At 56.1% G+C, this 16,194-nt stretch carries 12 protein-coding genes, 1 tRNA gene and 1 pseudogene; all 14 read right to left on the bottom strand.

Annotated features, from left to right (window positions below; translation table 11 throughout):
* A partial coding sequence (locus tag F8N49_RS16140; protein ID WP_151551904.1) for a GTP-binding protein occupies window positions 1-557 on the bottom strand: 557 nt, incomplete at its 3' end.
* Between the two features lie 31 nt (window positions 558-588).
* The gene (gene fusA, locus F8N49_RS16135) at window positions 589-2,694 is read right to left on the bottom strand and encodes an elongation factor G (RefSeq protein WP_016772942.1); all 2,106 of its coding nucleotides are present in this window, start codon (window positions 2,692-2,694) and stop codon (window positions 589-591) included.
* Window positions 2,695-2,724: 30 nt separating this feature from the next.
* Window positions 2,725-3,198 carry a 30S ribosomal protein S7 gene (gene rpsG / locus F8N49_RS16130; protein ID WP_016772941.1) on the bottom strand — a complete coding sequence of 158 codons (474 nt, stop codon included), beginning with the start codon at window positions 3,196-3,198 and terminating at the stop codon, window positions 2,725-2,727.
* Between the two features lie 107 nt (window positions 3,199-3,305).
* On the bottom strand, window positions 3,306-3,677 hold the full coding sequence (gene rpsL / locus F8N49_RS16125) for a 30S ribosomal protein S12 (protein WP_003186084.1): 372 nt from the start codon (window positions 3,675-3,677) through the stop codon (window positions 3,306-3,308).
* A 216-nt stretch (window positions 3,678-3,893) separates the two neighbouring features.
* Window positions 3,894-8,093, bottom strand: coding sequence for a DNA-directed RNA polymerase subunit beta' (rpoC, locus tag F8N49_RS16120; RefSeq protein WP_016772940.1), 4,200 nt, complete (start codon window positions 8,091-8,093; stop codon window positions 3,894-3,896).
* Window positions 8,094-8,157: 64 nt separating this feature from the next.
* Window positions 8,158-12,231 (bottom strand): DNA-directed RNA polymerase subunit beta, encoded by a 4,074-nt coding sequence (gene rpoB / locus F8N49_RS16115; protein WP_016772939.1) that lies wholly within the window; start codon window positions 12,229-12,231, stop codon window positions 8,158-8,160.
* A gap of 221 nt (window positions 12,232-12,452) precedes the next feature.
* The gene (rplL, locus tag F8N49_RS16110; RefSeq protein WP_007962228.1) at window positions 12,453-12,818 is read right to left on the bottom strand and encodes a 50S ribosomal protein L7/L12; all 366 of its coding nucleotides are present in this window, start codon (window positions 12,816-12,818) and stop codon (window positions 12,453-12,455) included.
* 73 nt (window positions 12,819-12,891) lie between these two features.
* Window positions 12,892-13,392, bottom strand: a complete 501-nt coding sequence (gene rplJ, locus F8N49_RS16105; RefSeq protein WP_008081912.1) for a 50S ribosomal protein L10 — start codon at window positions 13,390-13,392, stop codon at window positions 12,892-12,894.
* Between the two features lie 198 nt (window positions 13,393-13,590).
* Window positions 13,591-14,286, bottom strand: coding sequence for a 50S ribosomal protein L1 (gene rplA / locus F8N49_RS16100; protein WP_024014523.1), 696 nt, complete (start codon window positions 14,284-14,286; stop codon window positions 13,591-13,593).
* Window positions 14,286-14,717, bottom strand: coding sequence for a 50S ribosomal protein L11 (rplK, locus tag F8N49_RS16095; RefSeq protein ID WP_003176435.1), 432 nt, complete (start codon window positions 14,715-14,717; stop codon window positions 14,286-14,288). The genes rplA and rplK overlap by 1 nt, the downstream gene beginning before the upstream one ends.
* Window positions 14,718-14,835: 118 nt before the next feature.
* Window positions 14,836-15,369 carry a transcription termination/antitermination protein NusG gene (gene nusG / locus F8N49_RS16090; RefSeq protein ID WP_007957598.1) on the bottom strand — a complete coding sequence of 178 codons (534 nt, stop codon included), beginning with the start codon at window positions 15,367-15,369 and terminating at the stop codon, window positions 14,836-14,838.
* A 9-nt stretch (window positions 15,370-15,378) separates the two neighbouring features.
* The gene (secE, locus tag F8N49_RS16085; protein WP_016772937.1) at window positions 15,379-15,747 is read right to left on the bottom strand and encodes a preprotein translocase subunit SecE; all 369 of its coding nucleotides are present in this window, start codon (window positions 15,745-15,747) and stop codon (window positions 15,379-15,381) included.
* 45 nt (window positions 15,748-15,792) lie between these two features.
* Window positions 15,793-15,868: transfer RNA gene (locus F8N49_RS16080), tRNA-Trp, on the bottom strand.
* A gap of 53 nt (window positions 15,869-15,921) precedes the next feature.
* Window positions 15,922-16,194, bottom strand: a pseudogene (locus F8N49_RS16075) (elongation factor Tu); the annotation flags it as partial.

Raw genomic sequence — 16,194 nt, 5'->3', positions numbered from 1 at the left:
TCGTTGTCGTCTTTGCCTTCCAGCGCCATACGAGCCGAACCGATGATGATCGGAGTGTCGTCGCCCGGGAAGTCGTAGGTCGACAGCAGGTCACGAACTTCCATCTCAACCAGTTCCAGCAGCTCAGCGTCGTCTACCAGGTCAGCCTTGTTCAGGAAAACCACGATGTACGGAACGCCTACCTGACGGGACAGCAGGATGTGCTCACGGGTTTGTGGCATCGGACCATCAGCGGCCGAGCAAACCAGGATCGCGCCGTCCATCTGGGCAGCACCGGTGATCATGTTCTTCACGTAGTCAGCGTGACCTGGGCAGTCAACGTGAGCGTAGTGACGAATAGTCGAGTTGTACTCAACGTGAGCGGTGTTGATGGTGATACCGCGAGCTTTTTCTTCTGGTGCGCTGTCGATCTTGTCGAATTCAACGACGGCCGAACCGAAAACTTCGGAGCAGACGCGAGTCAGAGCAGCAGTCAGAGTGGTTTTACCGTGGTCAACGTGACCGATGGTGCCAACGTTGACGTGCGGTAGGGAACGATCAAATTTTTCTTTAGCCACGACAATTAACTCCTAGCCTAAAGGGGCTGAATCAGCCTTGTTTTTTGGTTACGGATTCGACGATGTGCGACGGAGCCGTATCGTATTTTTTGAATTCCATAGAGTAGCTTGCGCGACCCTGGGACATGGAACGAACGTCGGTCGCATAACCGAACATCTCACCCAGTGGAACCTCGGCACGGATAACCTTGCCGGACACTGTGTCTTCCATACCCTGGATCATGCCGCGACGACGGTTAAGGTCGCCCATCACATCACCCATATAGTCTTCAGGCGTAACAACCTCTACCGCCATGATCGGCTCGAGCAACTCACCACCACCCTTCTGGGCCAGTTGCTTGGTCGCCATGGAAGCAGCCACCTTAAACGCCATCTCGTTGGAGTCGACGTCGTGGTAAGAACCATCGAACACGGTAGCCTTCAGGCCGATCAGCGGATAGCCGGCAACAACGCCGTTCTTCATCTGCTCTTCGATACCCTTCTGGATAGCCGGGATGTATTCCTTAGGAACCACACCACCTACAACTTCGTTCACGAATTGCAGACCTTCCTGACCTTCGTCAGCAGGAGCAAAACGGATCCAGCAGTGACCGAACTGGCCGCGACCACCGGACTGACGAACGAACTTGCCTTCGATTTCACAGTTCTTCGTGATGCGCTCACGATACGAAACCTGAGGCTTGCCGATGTTGGCTTCGACGTTGAACTCACGGCGCATCCGGTCAACCAGGATGTCCAGGTGCAGCTCGCCCATGCCCGAGATGATCGTCTGACCAGTCTCTTCATCAGTTTTAACGCGGAAAGACGGGTCTTCCTGAGCGAGCTTGCCCAGAGCGATACCCATTTTTTCCTGGTCATCCTTGGTCTTAGGCTCTACGGCAACCGAAATAACCGGCTCCGGGAAGTCCATGCGAACCAGGATGATTGGCTTGTCAGCGTTGCAGAGGGTTTCACCAGTGGTGACGTCCTTCATGCCGATCAGGGCCGCGATGTCACCAGCGCGTACTTCCTTGATCTCTTCACGGGCGTTTGCGTGCATTTGCACCATACGACCCACGCGCTCTTTCTTGCCTTTGACCGAGTTGATCACGCCGTCGCCGGAGTTCAACACGCCCGAGTAAACGCGGACGAAGGTCAGGGTACCCACGAATGGGTCGGTAGCGATCTTGAACGCCAGAGCCGCGAAAGGCTCGTTGTCGTCTGCATGACGCTCCATCTCTTCTTCCTCGTTATCAGGGTTGGAACCCTTGATAGCAGGAATGTCGGTCGGAGCAGGCAGGTAGTCGATAACGGCGTCGAGAACCAGGGGAACGCCCTTGTTCTTGAACGAAGAACCGCAAACGGCCAGAACGATTTCGCCGGCGATAGTACGCTGACGCAAAGCAGCCTTGATCTCTTCGATCGACAGCTCTTCGCCTTCCAGGTACTTGTTCATCAGCTCTTCGTTGGCTTCGGCAGCAGCCTCAACCATGTTGTTGCGCCACTCTTCAGCCAGCTCTTGCAGCTCGGCAGGAATGTCCTTGCGAACAGGGACCATACCTTTGTCGGAGTCGTTCCAGTAGACAGCTTGCATGTTGATCAGATCGATCTGACCCTGGAAGTTGTCTTCGGAACCGATGGCCAACTGGATCGGCACCGGAGTGTGACCCAGACGCTGCTTGATCTGACCGATCACGCGCAGGAAGTTGGCGCCGGCACGGTCCATCTTGTTTACGTAAACAAGACGTGGAACGCCGTATTTGTTGGCTTGACGCCATACGGTTTCCGACTGTGGCTCAACACCCGAAGTACCGCAGAACACAACGACAGCGCCGTCGAGTACGCGCAGGGAACGCTCAACTTCAATGGTGAAGTCAACGTGGCCCGGGGTATCGATTACGTTGAAACGGTGCTCGTGAGAGTACTGCTTCTCGGAACCTTTCCAGAAGGCGGTAATGGCAGCAGAAGTAATGGTAATACCACGCTCCTGCTCCTGAACCATCCAGTCTGTGGTCGCGGCGCCATCATGCACCTCGCCCATTTTGTGACTTTTGCCGGTGTAAAACAGTACGCGCTCGGTGGTGGTGGTTTTACCAGCATCCACGTGAGCGACGATACCGATGTTACGGTAGCGGCTAATCGGAGTAGTACGAGCCATAAAGCCCTCGCAAAATTAGTGAAGCTAAAATTAGAAGCGGTAGTGCGAGAAAGCTTTGTTAGCTTCGGCCATACGGTGCACGTCTTCACGCTTCTTAACAGCAGCACCTTTACCTTCAGCAGCATCCAGCAGTTCGCCAGCCAAACGCAGAGCCATAGACTTCTCGCCGCGCTTACGGGCGAAGTCTACCAACCAGCGCATTGCCAGAGCGTTACGACGGGAAGGACGAACCTCGACCGGAACCTGGTAAGTAGCACCACCAACGCGGCGCGACTTCACTTCGACCAGCGGAGCGATGGCGTCGAGTGCTTTTTCGAAGAGTTCCAGGGGATCGGTGCCAGCCTTACGGGCCGCAACGGTTTCCAGGGCACCATAAACGATACGCTCGGCAACGGCTTTCTTGCCGCTTTCCATAACGTGGTTCATGAATTTGGCGAGGATCTGGCTTCCGTATTTCGGATCGTCCAGAATCTCACGCTTTGCTGCTACGCGACGTCTTGGCATGATAAGCCCTCAAGCGGTCTTCAGGTTAGCTCGGGACAGATCCAGAGGATGCGTGCCCGACCTTACTCTTATCGACTCAATAAAATAAAAATCTGCAAAACGGCCGATTACTTCGGACGCTTGGTACCGTACTTCGAACGACCCTGGTTACGGCCTTTAACGCCGGAAGTATCCAAGGAGCCGCGAACGGTGTGGTAACGAACACCTGGCAAGTCTTTTACACGACCGCCGCGGATCAGTACCACGCTGTGCTCTTGCAGGTTGTGGCCTTCACCGCCGATGTACGAGGAAACCTCGAAACCGTTGGTCAGACGCACACGGCATACTTTACGCAGTGCCGAGTTAGGTTTTTTCGGCGTGGTGGTGTACACACGGGTGCACACGCCACGACGTTGCGGGCAGTTCTGCAGCGCAGGTACGTCGGATTTCTCGACGATACGCTTACGCGGCTGACGTACCAGCTGGTTGATAGTTGCCATCTACTAGCTCCACTGTTGTCTTGCGACGCTATTGTCTTGCAAGAAAAGCAAAATGGCAGGAACGAATTCCCGCCAAATTTAGGGGATCAAGAGTCTAAAGAGGATCTTGATTCCAGTCAAGGCAAGGCCCCGACCTCCCCGCCCATCGAACCTTGACTTGATGTCTCGATTCGACGAACGGAGCGATCAGGGCCTCACGCTCGTTTATCGCAGAACTCAGTTACCGCTCGAGTTCAGCGCTTCGGTCAGTGCAGCTTCCACTTCACTGGCGCTAACGCGCAACGGCTTGTCGGCATCACGGCGACGCTTGCGCTCGCTGTGATAGGCAAGACCGGTACCGGCCGGGATCAGACGACCCACGACTACGTTTTCTTTCAGGCCGCGCAGGTAATCGCGCTTGCCGGTGACTGCCGCTTCGGTCAGTACGCGGGTGGTTTCCTGGAAGGAAGCCGCCGAGATGAACGATTCGGTGGACAACGACGCCTTGGTGATACCCAGCAGAACGCGAGTGAACTTGGAGACAAACTTGTCTTCCGCGCTCAGACGCTCGTTCTCTACCAGAACGTGAGTCAGTTCCATCTGGTCGCCCTTGATGAAGCTGGAATCGCCGGACTCGGAGATCTCAACTTTACGCAGCATCTGACGCAGGATGGTCTCGATGTGCTTGTCGTTGATCTTCACGCCTTGCAGACGATAAACGTCCTGGATCTCGTTGACGATGTACTTGGCCAGCGCGCTTACACCCAGCAGACGCAGGATGTCGTGCGGATCGCTTGGACCGTCGGAGATAACTTCGCCGCGGTTTACCTGTTCGCCTTCGAAAACGTTCAGGTGACGCCACTTCGGAATCAGCTCTTCGTACGGATCGCTACCGTCGTTCGGGGTAATGACCAGACGGCGCTTGCCCTTGGTCTCTTTACCGAACGCGATGGTGCCGCTGACTTCAGCCAGAATCGACGCTTCTTTCGGACGACGAGCTTCGAACAGGTCGGCAACACGCGGCAGACCACCGGTGATGTCACGGGTCTTCGAAGTTTCCTGCGGGATACGAGCGATAACGTCACCGATCGCAATCTTCGCACCGTCAGCCACACCGACCAGGGCGTTGGCTGGCAGGAAGTACTGAGCGATAACGTCAGTGCCTGGCAGCAACAGATCCTTGCCGTTGTCGTCGACCATCTTCACTGCTGGACGGATTTCCTTACCGGCAGCTGGACGATCTTTCGCGTCAAGTACTTCAATGTTGGTCATACCGGTCAATTCGTCAGTCTGACGCTTGATCGTGATGCCTTCTTCCATGCCCACGTAGGTCACGGTACCTTTCATTTCGGTAACGATCGGGTGAGTGTGCGGATCCCACTTGGCGACGATTGCGCCAGCGTCGACCTTGTCACCTTCCTTAACCGAAATCACAGCACCGTACGGCAGCTTGTAACGCTCACGCTCACGACCGAAGTCGTCCGCGATTGCCAGCTCACCGGAACGGGACACAGCAACCAGATGGCCATCCACTCGCTCAACGTGCTTCAGGTTGTGCAGACGGACGGTACCGCCATTCTTCACCTGAACGCTGTCGGCTGCGGAAGTACGGCTTGCCGCACCACCGATGTGGAACGTACGCATGGTCAGCTGGGTACCCGGCTCACCGATGGACTGGGCAGCGATAACGCCGACCGCTTCACCGATGTTCACCTGGTGACCACGAGCCAGATCACGGCCGTAGCACTTGGCGCAGATGCCGTAGCGGGTTTCGCAGCTGATCGGCGAACGCACGATCACTTCGTCGATGCTGTTCAGCTCGATGAACTCGACCCACTTCTCGTCAACCAGAGTGCCGGCAGGAACGATAACGTCCTCGGTACCCGGCTTGAATACGTCACGGGCAATGACACGACCCAGTACGCGCTCACCCAACGGTTCTACAACGTCACCGCCTTCAATGTGCGGAGTCATCAGCAGACCGTGTTCGGTGCCGCAATCGATCTCGGTTACTACCAGATCCTGCGCCACGTCTACCAGACGACGAGTCAGGTAACCGGAGTTAGCGGTTTTCAACGCGGTATCCGCCAGACCTTTACGAGCACCGTGAGTCGAGATGAAGTACTGAAGTACGCTCAGACCTTCACGGAAGTTCGCAGTAATCGGCGTTTCAATGATGGAACCGTCCGGCTTGGCCATCAGACCACGCATACCGGCCAGCTGACGAATCTGTGCTGCGGAACCCCGCGCACCCGAGTCAGCCATCATGTACATCGAGTTGAAAGACTCTTGGTCGACCTCGTCGCCGTGACGGTCGATGACTTTCTCTTTCGAGAGGTTGGCCATCATCGCCTTGGAAACTTCGTCGTTCGCTTTCGACCAGAGGTCGATCACTTTGTTGTACTTCTCGCCCTGGGTTACCAGGCCGGAGGCGTACTGGCTCTCGATCTCTTTCACTTCGTCGGTGGCTGCACCGATGATGCGGGCTTTTTCATCCGGGATAACGAAGTCGTTAACACCGATGGAAACGCCGGAGATGGTCGAGTACGCGAAACCGGTGTACATCAACTGGTCAGCGAAGATCACGGTCTCTTTCAGACCAACCACGCGGTAGCACTGGTTGATCAGCTTGGAGATCGCCTTTTTCTTCATCGGCAGGTTGACGACGTCGAACGACAGACCTTTTGGCACAACCTGGAACAGCAGCGCACGGCCGACAGTGGTGTCGACGATACGGGTACCGCTCACGCTGTTGCCGTCACGGTCGTTGACGGTTTCGTTGATACGAACCTTGACCTTGGCGTGCAGTGCGGCTTCGCCGGCACGGAACACACGGTCGACTTCCTGCAGATCCGCGAACACACGACCTTCGCCCTTGGCGTTGATCGCTTCACGAGTCATGTAGTACAGACCCAATACAACGTCCTGCGACGGAACGATGATTGGCTCACCGTTGGCTGGCGACAGAATGTTGTTGGTCGACATCATCAACGCACGCGCTTCGAGCTGGGCTTCCAGCGTCAGCGGTACGTGCACGGCCATTTGGTCGCCGTCGAAGTCGGCGTTGTACGCGGCGCAGACCAGAGGGTGCAGCTGGATAGCCTTACCTTCGATCAGTACCGGTTCAAACGCCTGGATACCCAGACGGTGAAGGGTCGGTGCACGGTTGAGCAGAACCGGGTGTTCGCGAATCACTTCAGCAAGAACGTCCCAAACCTCTGGCAGTTCGCGCTCGACCATTTTCTTGGCCGCTTTGATGGTGGTCGCCAGACCACGCATTTCCAGCTTGCCGAAAATGAACGGCTTGAACAGCTCGAGAGCCATCTTCTTCGGCAGACCGCACTGGTGCAGACGCAGGGTCGGGCCTACGGTAATTACCGAACGACCGGAGTAGTCAACACGCTTACCGAGCAAGTTCTGACGGAAACGACCCTGCTTACCCTTGATCATGTCAGCCAAGGATTTCAGAGGACGCTTGTTGGAACCAGTGATTGCGCGACCACGACGACCGTTGTCGAGCAATGCATCGACCGCTTCCTGCAACATACGCTTTTCGTTGCGCACGATGATGTCCGGAGCGGACAGATCCAGCAGGCGCTTCAAACGGTTGTTACGGTTGATCACTCGACGATACAGATCGTTGAGGTCGGAGGTCGCGAAACGACCGCCATCCAGCGGGACCAGTGGACGCAGATCTGGCGGCAGAACCGGCAGAACGGTCAGCACCATCCACTCTGGCAGGTTGCCGGAACCCTGGAAGGCTTCCATCAACTTCAGACGCTTGGACAGCTTCTTGATCTTGGTTTCCGAGTTGGTTTGCGGAATCTCTTCACGCAGACGGCCAATCTCGTGCTCCAGGTCGATAGCGTGCAGCAGTTCACGGACAGCTTCGGCACCCATGCGGGCGTCGAAATCGTCACCGAACTCTTCCAGCGCTTCGAAGTACTGCTCGTCGTTCAGCAGCTGACCTTTTTCAAGGGTGGTCATGCCTGGATCGATAACGACATAGCTCTCGAAGTAGAGAACGCGTTCGATATCACGCAGGGTCATGTCCATCAGCAGGCCGATACGCGACGGCAGCGATTTCAGGAACCAGATGTGGGCAACCGGCGAAGCCAGTTCGATGTGCGCCATGCGCTCACGACGAACCTTGGCCAGTGCAACTTCAACGCCGCACTTCTCGCAGATCACACCACGGTGCTTCAAGCGCTTGTACTTACCGCACAGGCACTCGTAATCCTTTACCGGGCCAAAGATCTTGGCGCAGAACAGGCCGTCACGCTCGGGTTTGAACGTACGGTAGTTGATGGTTTCCGGCTTTTTAACTTCACCGAACGACCACGAACGGATCATCTCCGGCGAGGCCAATCCGATACGGATGGCGTCGAACTCTTCGACTTGACCCTGGTTTTTCAGCAAATTCAGTAGGTCTTTCAAGGCCTTTCCTCCTGGCGGAGCAGAGAGCGGGCAATCCTGCCCCGCTCTCGATTCGCGTCACGTGTTATTCGGTTTCCAGATCGATATCGATGCCGAGGGAACGAATTTCCTTGATCAACACGTTGAAGGACTCGGGCATGCCCGGCTCCATACGGTGATCGCCATCCACGATGTTCTTGTACATCTTGGTACGGCCGTTCACATCGTCCGACTTCACTGTGAGCATTTCTTGCAGAGTGTAAGCAGCACCGTATGCTTCCAGTGCCCAGACCTCCATCTCCCCGAAACGCTGACCACCGAACTGCGCCTTACCACCCAGCGGCTGCTGGGTAACCAGGCTGTAAGAACCGGTAGAACGCGCGTGCATCTTGTCGTCTACCAAGTGGTTCAGCTTCAGCATGTACATGTAGCCAACGGTAACTGGACGCTCGAACTTGTTGCCGGTACGGCCGTCGGTCAGCTGCATCTGGCCGCTTTCCGGCAGGTCTGCCAGTTTCAGCATGGCCTTGATTTCGCTTTCCTTGGCGCCGTCGAACACTGGAGTGGCCATTGGAACGCCGCCACGCAGGTTGTTCGCCAGATCGAGGATTTCCTGATCGGAGAAGCTGTCCAGATCTTCGTTACGACCGCCGATCTGGTTGTAGATCTCGTCCAGGAAAGTGCGCAGTTCAGCGACTTTACGCTGCTCTTCGACCATCCGGTTGATCTTCTCGCCCAGACCTTTGGCCGCGAGGCCCAGGTGGGTTTCGAGGATCTGACCAACGTTCATACGCGAAGGTACGCCCAGCGGGTTGAGGACCACGTCGACCGGGGTGCCATTGGCATCGTGCGGCATGTCTTCAACCGGCATGATCACGGAGACCACACCCTTGTTACCGTGACGACCGGCCATCTTGTCGCCCGGCTGGATGCGGCGACGGATTGCCAGGTAAACCTTGACGATTTTCAGCACGCCTGGAGCCAGGTCATCGCCCTGCTGCAGTTTGCGCTTCTTGTCTTCGAACTTGTCGTCCAGCAGACGGCGACGATCAACGATGTAGGCCTGAGCCTTCTCGAGCTGCTCGTTCAGAGCATCTTCAGCCATGCGCAGTTTGAACCACTGGCCGTGCTCAAGACCGTCGAGTACTTCGTCGGTGATGTCCTGACCTTTCTTCAGGCCGGCGCCGCCTTCGGCCTTGTGGCCTACCAGTGCGGAACGCAGACGCTCGAAAGTCGCGCCTTCAACGATGCGGAACTCTTCGTTCAGATCCTTGCGGATCTCGTCCAGCTGGGACTTCTCGATCGACAGTGCACGAGCATCACGCTCAACGCCGTCGCGGGTGAAGACCTGTACGTCGATGACAGTACCTTTGGTGCCGGTCGGCACGCGCAGGGAGGTGTCTTTAACGTCGCTGGCTTTTTCACCGAAGATTGCACGCAGCAGTTTTTCTTCCGGAGTCAGTTGGGTCTCGCCTTTCGGAGTGACCTTACCCACCAGGATGTCGCCTGCGCCTACTTCAGCACCTACGTAAACGATACCGGCTTCGTCCAGCTTGTTCAGTGCGGCTTCACCCACGTTCGGGATGTCCGCAGTAATTTCCTCTGGGCCAAGCTTGGTGTCACGGGCCACACAGGTCAGTTCCTGAATGTGGATCGTGGTGAAACGGTCTTCCTGAACCACACGCTCGGACAGGCAGATGGAGTCTTCGAAGTTGAAGCCGTTCCATGCCATGAACGCGATGCGCATGTTCTGACCCAGTGCCAGTTCACCCATGTCGGTGGACGGGCCGTCGGCCATGATGTCGCTACGCTGAACGCGATCACCTTTACGCACCAGCGGACGCTGGTTGATGCAGGTGTTCTGGTTCGAGCGGGTGTACTTCGTCAGGTTGTAGATGTCGACACCGGCTTCACCGGTTTCCACTTCGTCATCGGCAACACGAACCACGATACGGCTGGCATCGACGGAATCGATCACGCCACCACGACGAGCCACGACGCAAACGCCGGAGTCACGGGCTACGTTACGCTCCATGCCGGTACCTACCAGCGGCTTGTCAGCGCGCAGAGTCGGTACAGCCTGACGCTGCATGTTCGAACCCATCAACGCACGGTTGGCGTCGTCGTGCTCGAGGAACGGAATCAGCGACGCTGCAACCGACACAACCTGCTTCGGCGAAACGTCCATCAGGGTGACGTCTTCCGGCGCCTTGACGGTGAATTCGTTCAGGTGACGTACGGCAACCAGTTCGTCGATCAGGACTTTCTGCTCGTTCATGGTCGCCGAAGCCTGCGCGATCACGTGATCGGCTTCTTCAATAGCGGACAGGAACACGATCTCGTCGGTGACCACACCCTCTTTCACCACACGGTACGGGCTTTCCAGGAAGCCGTACTGGTTGGTGCGAGCGTACGCAGCCAGGGAGTTGATCAGGCCGATGTTCGGACCTTCCGGCGTTTCAATCGGGCAGACACGACCGTAGTGAGTCGGGTGTACGTCACGGACTTCGAAGCCTGCGCGCTCACGAGTCAGACCGCCAGGGCCGAGTGCAGAGACACGACGCTTGTGGGTGATCTCGGACAGCGGGTTGTTCTGGTCCATGAACTGCGACAGCTGGCTGGAACCGAAGAACTCTTTCACCGCCGCAGCCACTGGCTTGGCGTTGATCAGGTCTTGCGGCATCAGGCCTTCGCTTTCAGCCATCGACAGACGCTCTTTGACCGCACGCTCAACACGTACCAGGCCAACGCGGAACTGGTTCTCGGCCATTTCGCCTACGCAGCGAACACGACGGTTACCCAGGTGGTCGATGTCATCGACGATGCCTTTACCGTTGCGGATGTCGACCAGAGTCTTCAGGACCGCGACGATATCTTCCTTGCACAGCACGCCCGAACCTTCGATCTCGGTACGACCGATACGACGGTTGAACTTCATCCGGCCGACCGCAGACAGGTCATAGCGCTCAGGGCTGAAGAACAGGTTGTTGAACAGGGTCTCGGCAGCGTCTTTGGTTGGCGGCTCGCCTGGACGCATCATGCGATAGATCTCGACCAGCGCTTCCAATTGGTTGCTGGTGGAGTCGATCTTCAGTGTGTCGGAGACGAACGGACCGCAGTCGATGTCGTTGGTGTACAGGGTCTCGATGCGAACGACCTGAGCCTTGGCGATTTTAGCCAGGACTTCAGTGTTCAGCTCGGTGTTGCATTCGGCCAGGATTTCGCCGGTAGCCGGGTGCACGATAGCCTTGGCGGTGGTGCGACCAAGGACGTAGTCCAGTGGCACGTCCAGCGTCTTGATACCGGCTTTTTCGATCTGGTTGATGTGGCGCGCGGTAATACGGCGGCCTTGCTCAACGATGACCTTGCCCTTCTCGTCCTGGATGTCCAGAACCGCAACTTCACCACGCAGGCGCGACGGCACCAGTTCCAGGCTGAGGGTTTCGCCGCTCAGGTGGAATACGTTGGTGGTGTAGAACGCGTCCAGCACTTCTTCGGTGGTGTAACCGAGCGCGCGCAGCAGTACCGAAGCCGGCAGTTTGCGACGACGGTCGATACGCACGAAGACGCAGTCTTTCGGGTCGAATTCGAAGTCCAGCCACGAACCGCGGTAAGGAATGATGCGAGCCGAGTACAGCAGTTTGCCGGAGCTGTGCGTCTTGCCGCGGTCGTGGTCGAAGAACACGCCCGGGGAACGGTGCAGCTGGGAAACGATAACACGCTCGGTACCGTTGATTACAAAGGTACCGTTCTCAGTCATCAGGGGAATTTCACCCATGTAGACTTCTTGCTCTTTGATGTCCTTGATCGCTTTGTTCGACGATTCTTTGTCGAAAATGATCAGGCGCACTTTTACCCGCAAAGGTACGGCGAAAGTTACACCGCGCAATACGCATTCTTTGACATCAAATGCCGGTTCGCCCAGGCGATAACCGACGTACTCCAGCGCAGCATTGCCGGAGTAGCTGATGATCGGGAAAACGGATTTGAAGGCCGCATGCAGGCCCACGTCGCGGAACTGATCTTTAGTCGCTCCCGCTTGCAAGAATTCACGATACGAATCCAGCTGGATGGCCAGGAGGTAAGGCACATCCATGACGTCCGGCAACTTGCTAAAGTCCTTGCGGATACGTTTTTTCTCAGTATATGAGTAAGCCATCAGCGTTCCCCAGCTTGGTCACCTGCTTGTTTGGCCCCTCCCGACGGGAGCAGCCAGAAAATCGTGCAAACCCCATGGTTTGCGCCACCGCATCGGGTGGTTACAGCGCCTTTATCAGCACCGACCCAGTCGGCTGCCAATAACGGAAAAAGGCCGGTGGCAAGAGCCACCAGCCATCAGCCTGTCGCTTGACGCTCGGGCTGGAGGAGCAAAGTCGATGCTTACTTCAGCTCGACTTTAGCGCCTGCTTCTTCCAGCTTCTTCTTGGCGTCTTCAGCCGCTTCTTTCGAAACGCCTTCAGCTACAACCTGAGGAGCGCCGTCTACTTTCTCTTTGGCTTCTTTCAGGCCCAGACCGGTCAGTTCACGAACTGCCTTGATCACGTTAACCTTCTTCTCGCCAGCTTCCAGCAGAACAACGTTGAACTCGGTTTGCTCTTCAACAGCAGCAGCAGCTACAGCTGGGCCAGCCGAAGCGGCAGCAGCGGTAACACCGAAGGTTTCTTCCATCGCTTTGATCAGCTCAACGATTTCCACTACGGATTTCTGGCCGATTGCTTCGATGATTTGTTCGTTAGTCAGAGACATGACTCAATTCCTGAATTGGGGGACGGCCTACGCGACCATCGAAATAAACAAAAAACGCGAGAAGTGACGAGCCTTAGGCTGCGGCAGCTTCTTTCTGGTCGCGAATTGCCGCCAGAGTACGAGCCAATTTGCTGGTTGCGCCTTGAATCACGCTCATCAGCTGGGAAATTGCTTCGTCACGGGTCGGCAGAGTTGCCAGTACGTCGATCTGATTAGCTGCGAGGAACTTGCCCTCGAACGCAGCTGCCTTGATCTCGAACTTGTCCTGACCCTTGGCAAACTCTTTGAAGATACGGGCAGCAGCGCCCGGATGTTCGTTCGAGAATGCAATCAGGGTCGGGCCGGTGAACACGTCGTTGAGGACACTGTATTGAGTGTCAGCAACAGCGCGCTTGAGCAGGGTGTTACGTACAACACGTACGTAAACGCCAGCTTCACGAGCCTCTTTACGGAGTCCGGTCATTGCGCCTACTGTTACGCCACGTGCATCAACCACGACAGCGGACAGAGCGACTTTGGCAGCCTCGTTGACTTCAGCGACGATGGCCTTCTTGTCTTCGAGATTAATTGCCACGGGTTTAACTCCTGCTTGTTACCGTTTCATTCGATCGGAACCGAATGTCGTTTTGGTGTCTGATTCGGTAAGGAACCGGGAGCACCATCTGCGTAGGCTTGAGGTTTAAGGCTTGCGCCGCCTACGGTCTTGGATAGCCCCCGCCAGGCAGGGACCCCAATCTTTCAATTGGCGCGACAATCCGCGCCAACCTTTGTCTTACGCGTCGAGCGAGCTCTGATCGATAACCAGACCTGGGCCCATAGTGGTGCTCAGGGTAACGCGCTTGACGTAAATGCCTTTCGAGGAAGCTGGCTTGATACGCTTCAGATCAGCGATCAGGGCTTCAACGTTTTCCTTCAGCTTGACAGCGTCGAAGCCGATCTTGCCAACGGAAGTGTGGATGATGCCGTTTTTGTCGGTGCGATAACGAACCTGACCAGCTTTGGCGTTCTTGACCGCGTTAGCTACGTCTGGAGTTACGGTGCCGACTTTCGGGTTAGGCATCAGGCCGCGTGGACCGAGGATCTGACCCAACTGACCTACAACGCGCATGGCATCCGGGGATGCGATCACTACGTCATAGTTCAGGTCGCCGCCTTTCATTTCGGCAGCCAGGTCGTCCATACCTACACGGTCAGCGCCGGCAGCCAGAGCGGCCTCAGCAGCTGGACCCTGGGTGAACACAGCAACGCGAACGGTCTTGCCAGTGCCGTGTGGCAGCACAGTAGCGCTACGAACAACCTGGTCAGATTTACGCGGGTCTACACCCAGGTTTACAGCAACGTCGAACGACTCGCTGAACTTGACAGTCGACAGCTCGGCCAGCAGAGCAGCGGCGTCTACAATGTTGTAGGCCTTGCCTGCTTCGATTTTGCCGGCGATAGCCTTTTGACGCTTGGTCAGCTTAGCCATTACACACCCTCCACGTTAAGGCCCATGCTACGAGCAGAACCGGCGATAGTACGCACGGCTGCATCCATATCAGCTGCAGTCAGATCCGCGTTTTTGGTTTTCGCGATTTCTTCCAGCTGAGCACGGGTAACAGTGCCAACCTTAACGGTGTTCGGACGAGCGGAACCGCTGGTCAGACCGGCCGCCTTCTTCAGCAGAACCGAAGCAGGGGTGGATTTGGTTTCGAAAGTGAAGCTACGGTCGCTGTAGACAGTGATGATCACTGGAGTCGGCAGACCTGGCTCAAGACCCTGGGTACGGGCGTTGAAAGCCTTGCAGAATTCCATGATGTTCACGCCGTGCTGACCCAGAGCAGGACCAACCGGTGGACTTGGGTTAGCCTGAGCGGCCTTCACTTGCAGCTTGATGTAAGCGGTAATCTTCTTGGCCATGAGGCACTCCAATTACGGGTTCGAACGCCTCGAAAGGCTCCCCGGTTACTTGCGCGTTTATCCCAGTGACGACAAAACCCCACAGCCTAAGGCTGCGGGGTTGGGATTGCTTGCCCAGTTAGACCTTCTCGACCTGACTGAACTCGAGCTCCACCGGAGTAGAGCGACCGAAAATGAGCACAGCCACTTGGATCCGGCTCTTTTCGTAGTTAACTTCTTCCACAACGCCATTGAAATCAGCGAATGGACCGTCGTTGACACGTACCGTCTCACCTGGCTCGAACAATGTCTTCGGCTTAGGCTTGTCGCTACCATCAGCAACGCGACGCAGAATCGCTTCTGCCTCTTTATCTGTAATTGGCGCAGGCTTGTCAGCGGTACCACCGATAAAACCCATCACCCGAGGAGTATCCTTGACCAAGTGCCAAGTACCCTCATTCATATCCATCTGGACCAGCACATAGCCTGGGAAGAACTTCCGTTCGCTTTTGCGCTTCTGGCCGTTACGCATCTCAACCACTTCTTCAGTGGGAACCAGAATCTCGCCGAAGCCATCTTCCATGCCAGCCAGCTTTACGCGCTCGATCAGCGAGCGCATCACATGCTTCTCGTAACCCGAGTAAGCATGCACAACATACCAACGCTTAGCCACGGGACACCCTTAGCCGACAATCAAGGAAACAAGCCAGCCGAGCAGGGAATCAAGACCCCACAACAGCAACGCCATAACCAGAACAACAGCCACGACAATCAGCGTGGTCTGCGTGGTTTCTTGGCGAGTTGGCCACACGACTTTACGAATCTCGGTGCGAGCTTCCTTAACCAGTACAAAGAAAGACTTGCCCTTCGCGGTCTGCAGGCCTACAAAGGCAGCTACAGCAGCAATGGCAAGCAAAGCGAGTACACGGTACAGGATCGGCGAAGCAGCGTAATACTGATTGCCAACAACGCCAACAACTACCAAAGCGACTACTACAAGCCACTTGAGCAGATCGAAGCGAGAGCCTTGAGCTTCAGCTTTAGGAGTCATCTATGAAGATCCTGTGAAAAGAAAGCCAGACACACCGAGTGAATCTGGCAGGTCAGGAGGGAATCGAACCCCCAACCTACGGTTTTGGAGACCGTCGCTCTGCCAATTGAGCTACTGACCTAAAACAAAATCAGGCCGACCATTATGCCGGCCCGAAAAATACATTACAACCGCTTATTCGATGATTTTGGCTACGACGCCAGCGCCGACGGTACGACCGCCTTCACGGATAGCGAAACGCAGACCGTCTTCCATCGCGATGGTTTTGATCAGGGTAACAGTCATCTGAATGTTGTCACCTGGCATTACCATTTCAACGCCTTCTGGCAGCTCGCAGTTACCAGTCACGTCAGTAGTACGGAAGTAGAACTGTGGACGGTAGCCTTTGAAGAACGGAGTGTGACGACCGCCTTCTTCCTTGCTCAGAACGTAAACTTCTGCGGTGAA

This window comes from Pseudomonas sp. GXM4 (assembly GCF_008923895.1).
In the GTDB taxonomy this organism is placed as follows: Bacteria; Pseudomonadota; Gammaproteobacteria; order Pseudomonadales; family Pseudomonadaceae; genus Aquipseudomonas; species Aquipseudomonas atacamensis.
The sequence above is the reverse complement of the archived record's forward strand: the minus strand, read 5'-3'. Positions and strand labels throughout refer to the sequence as shown.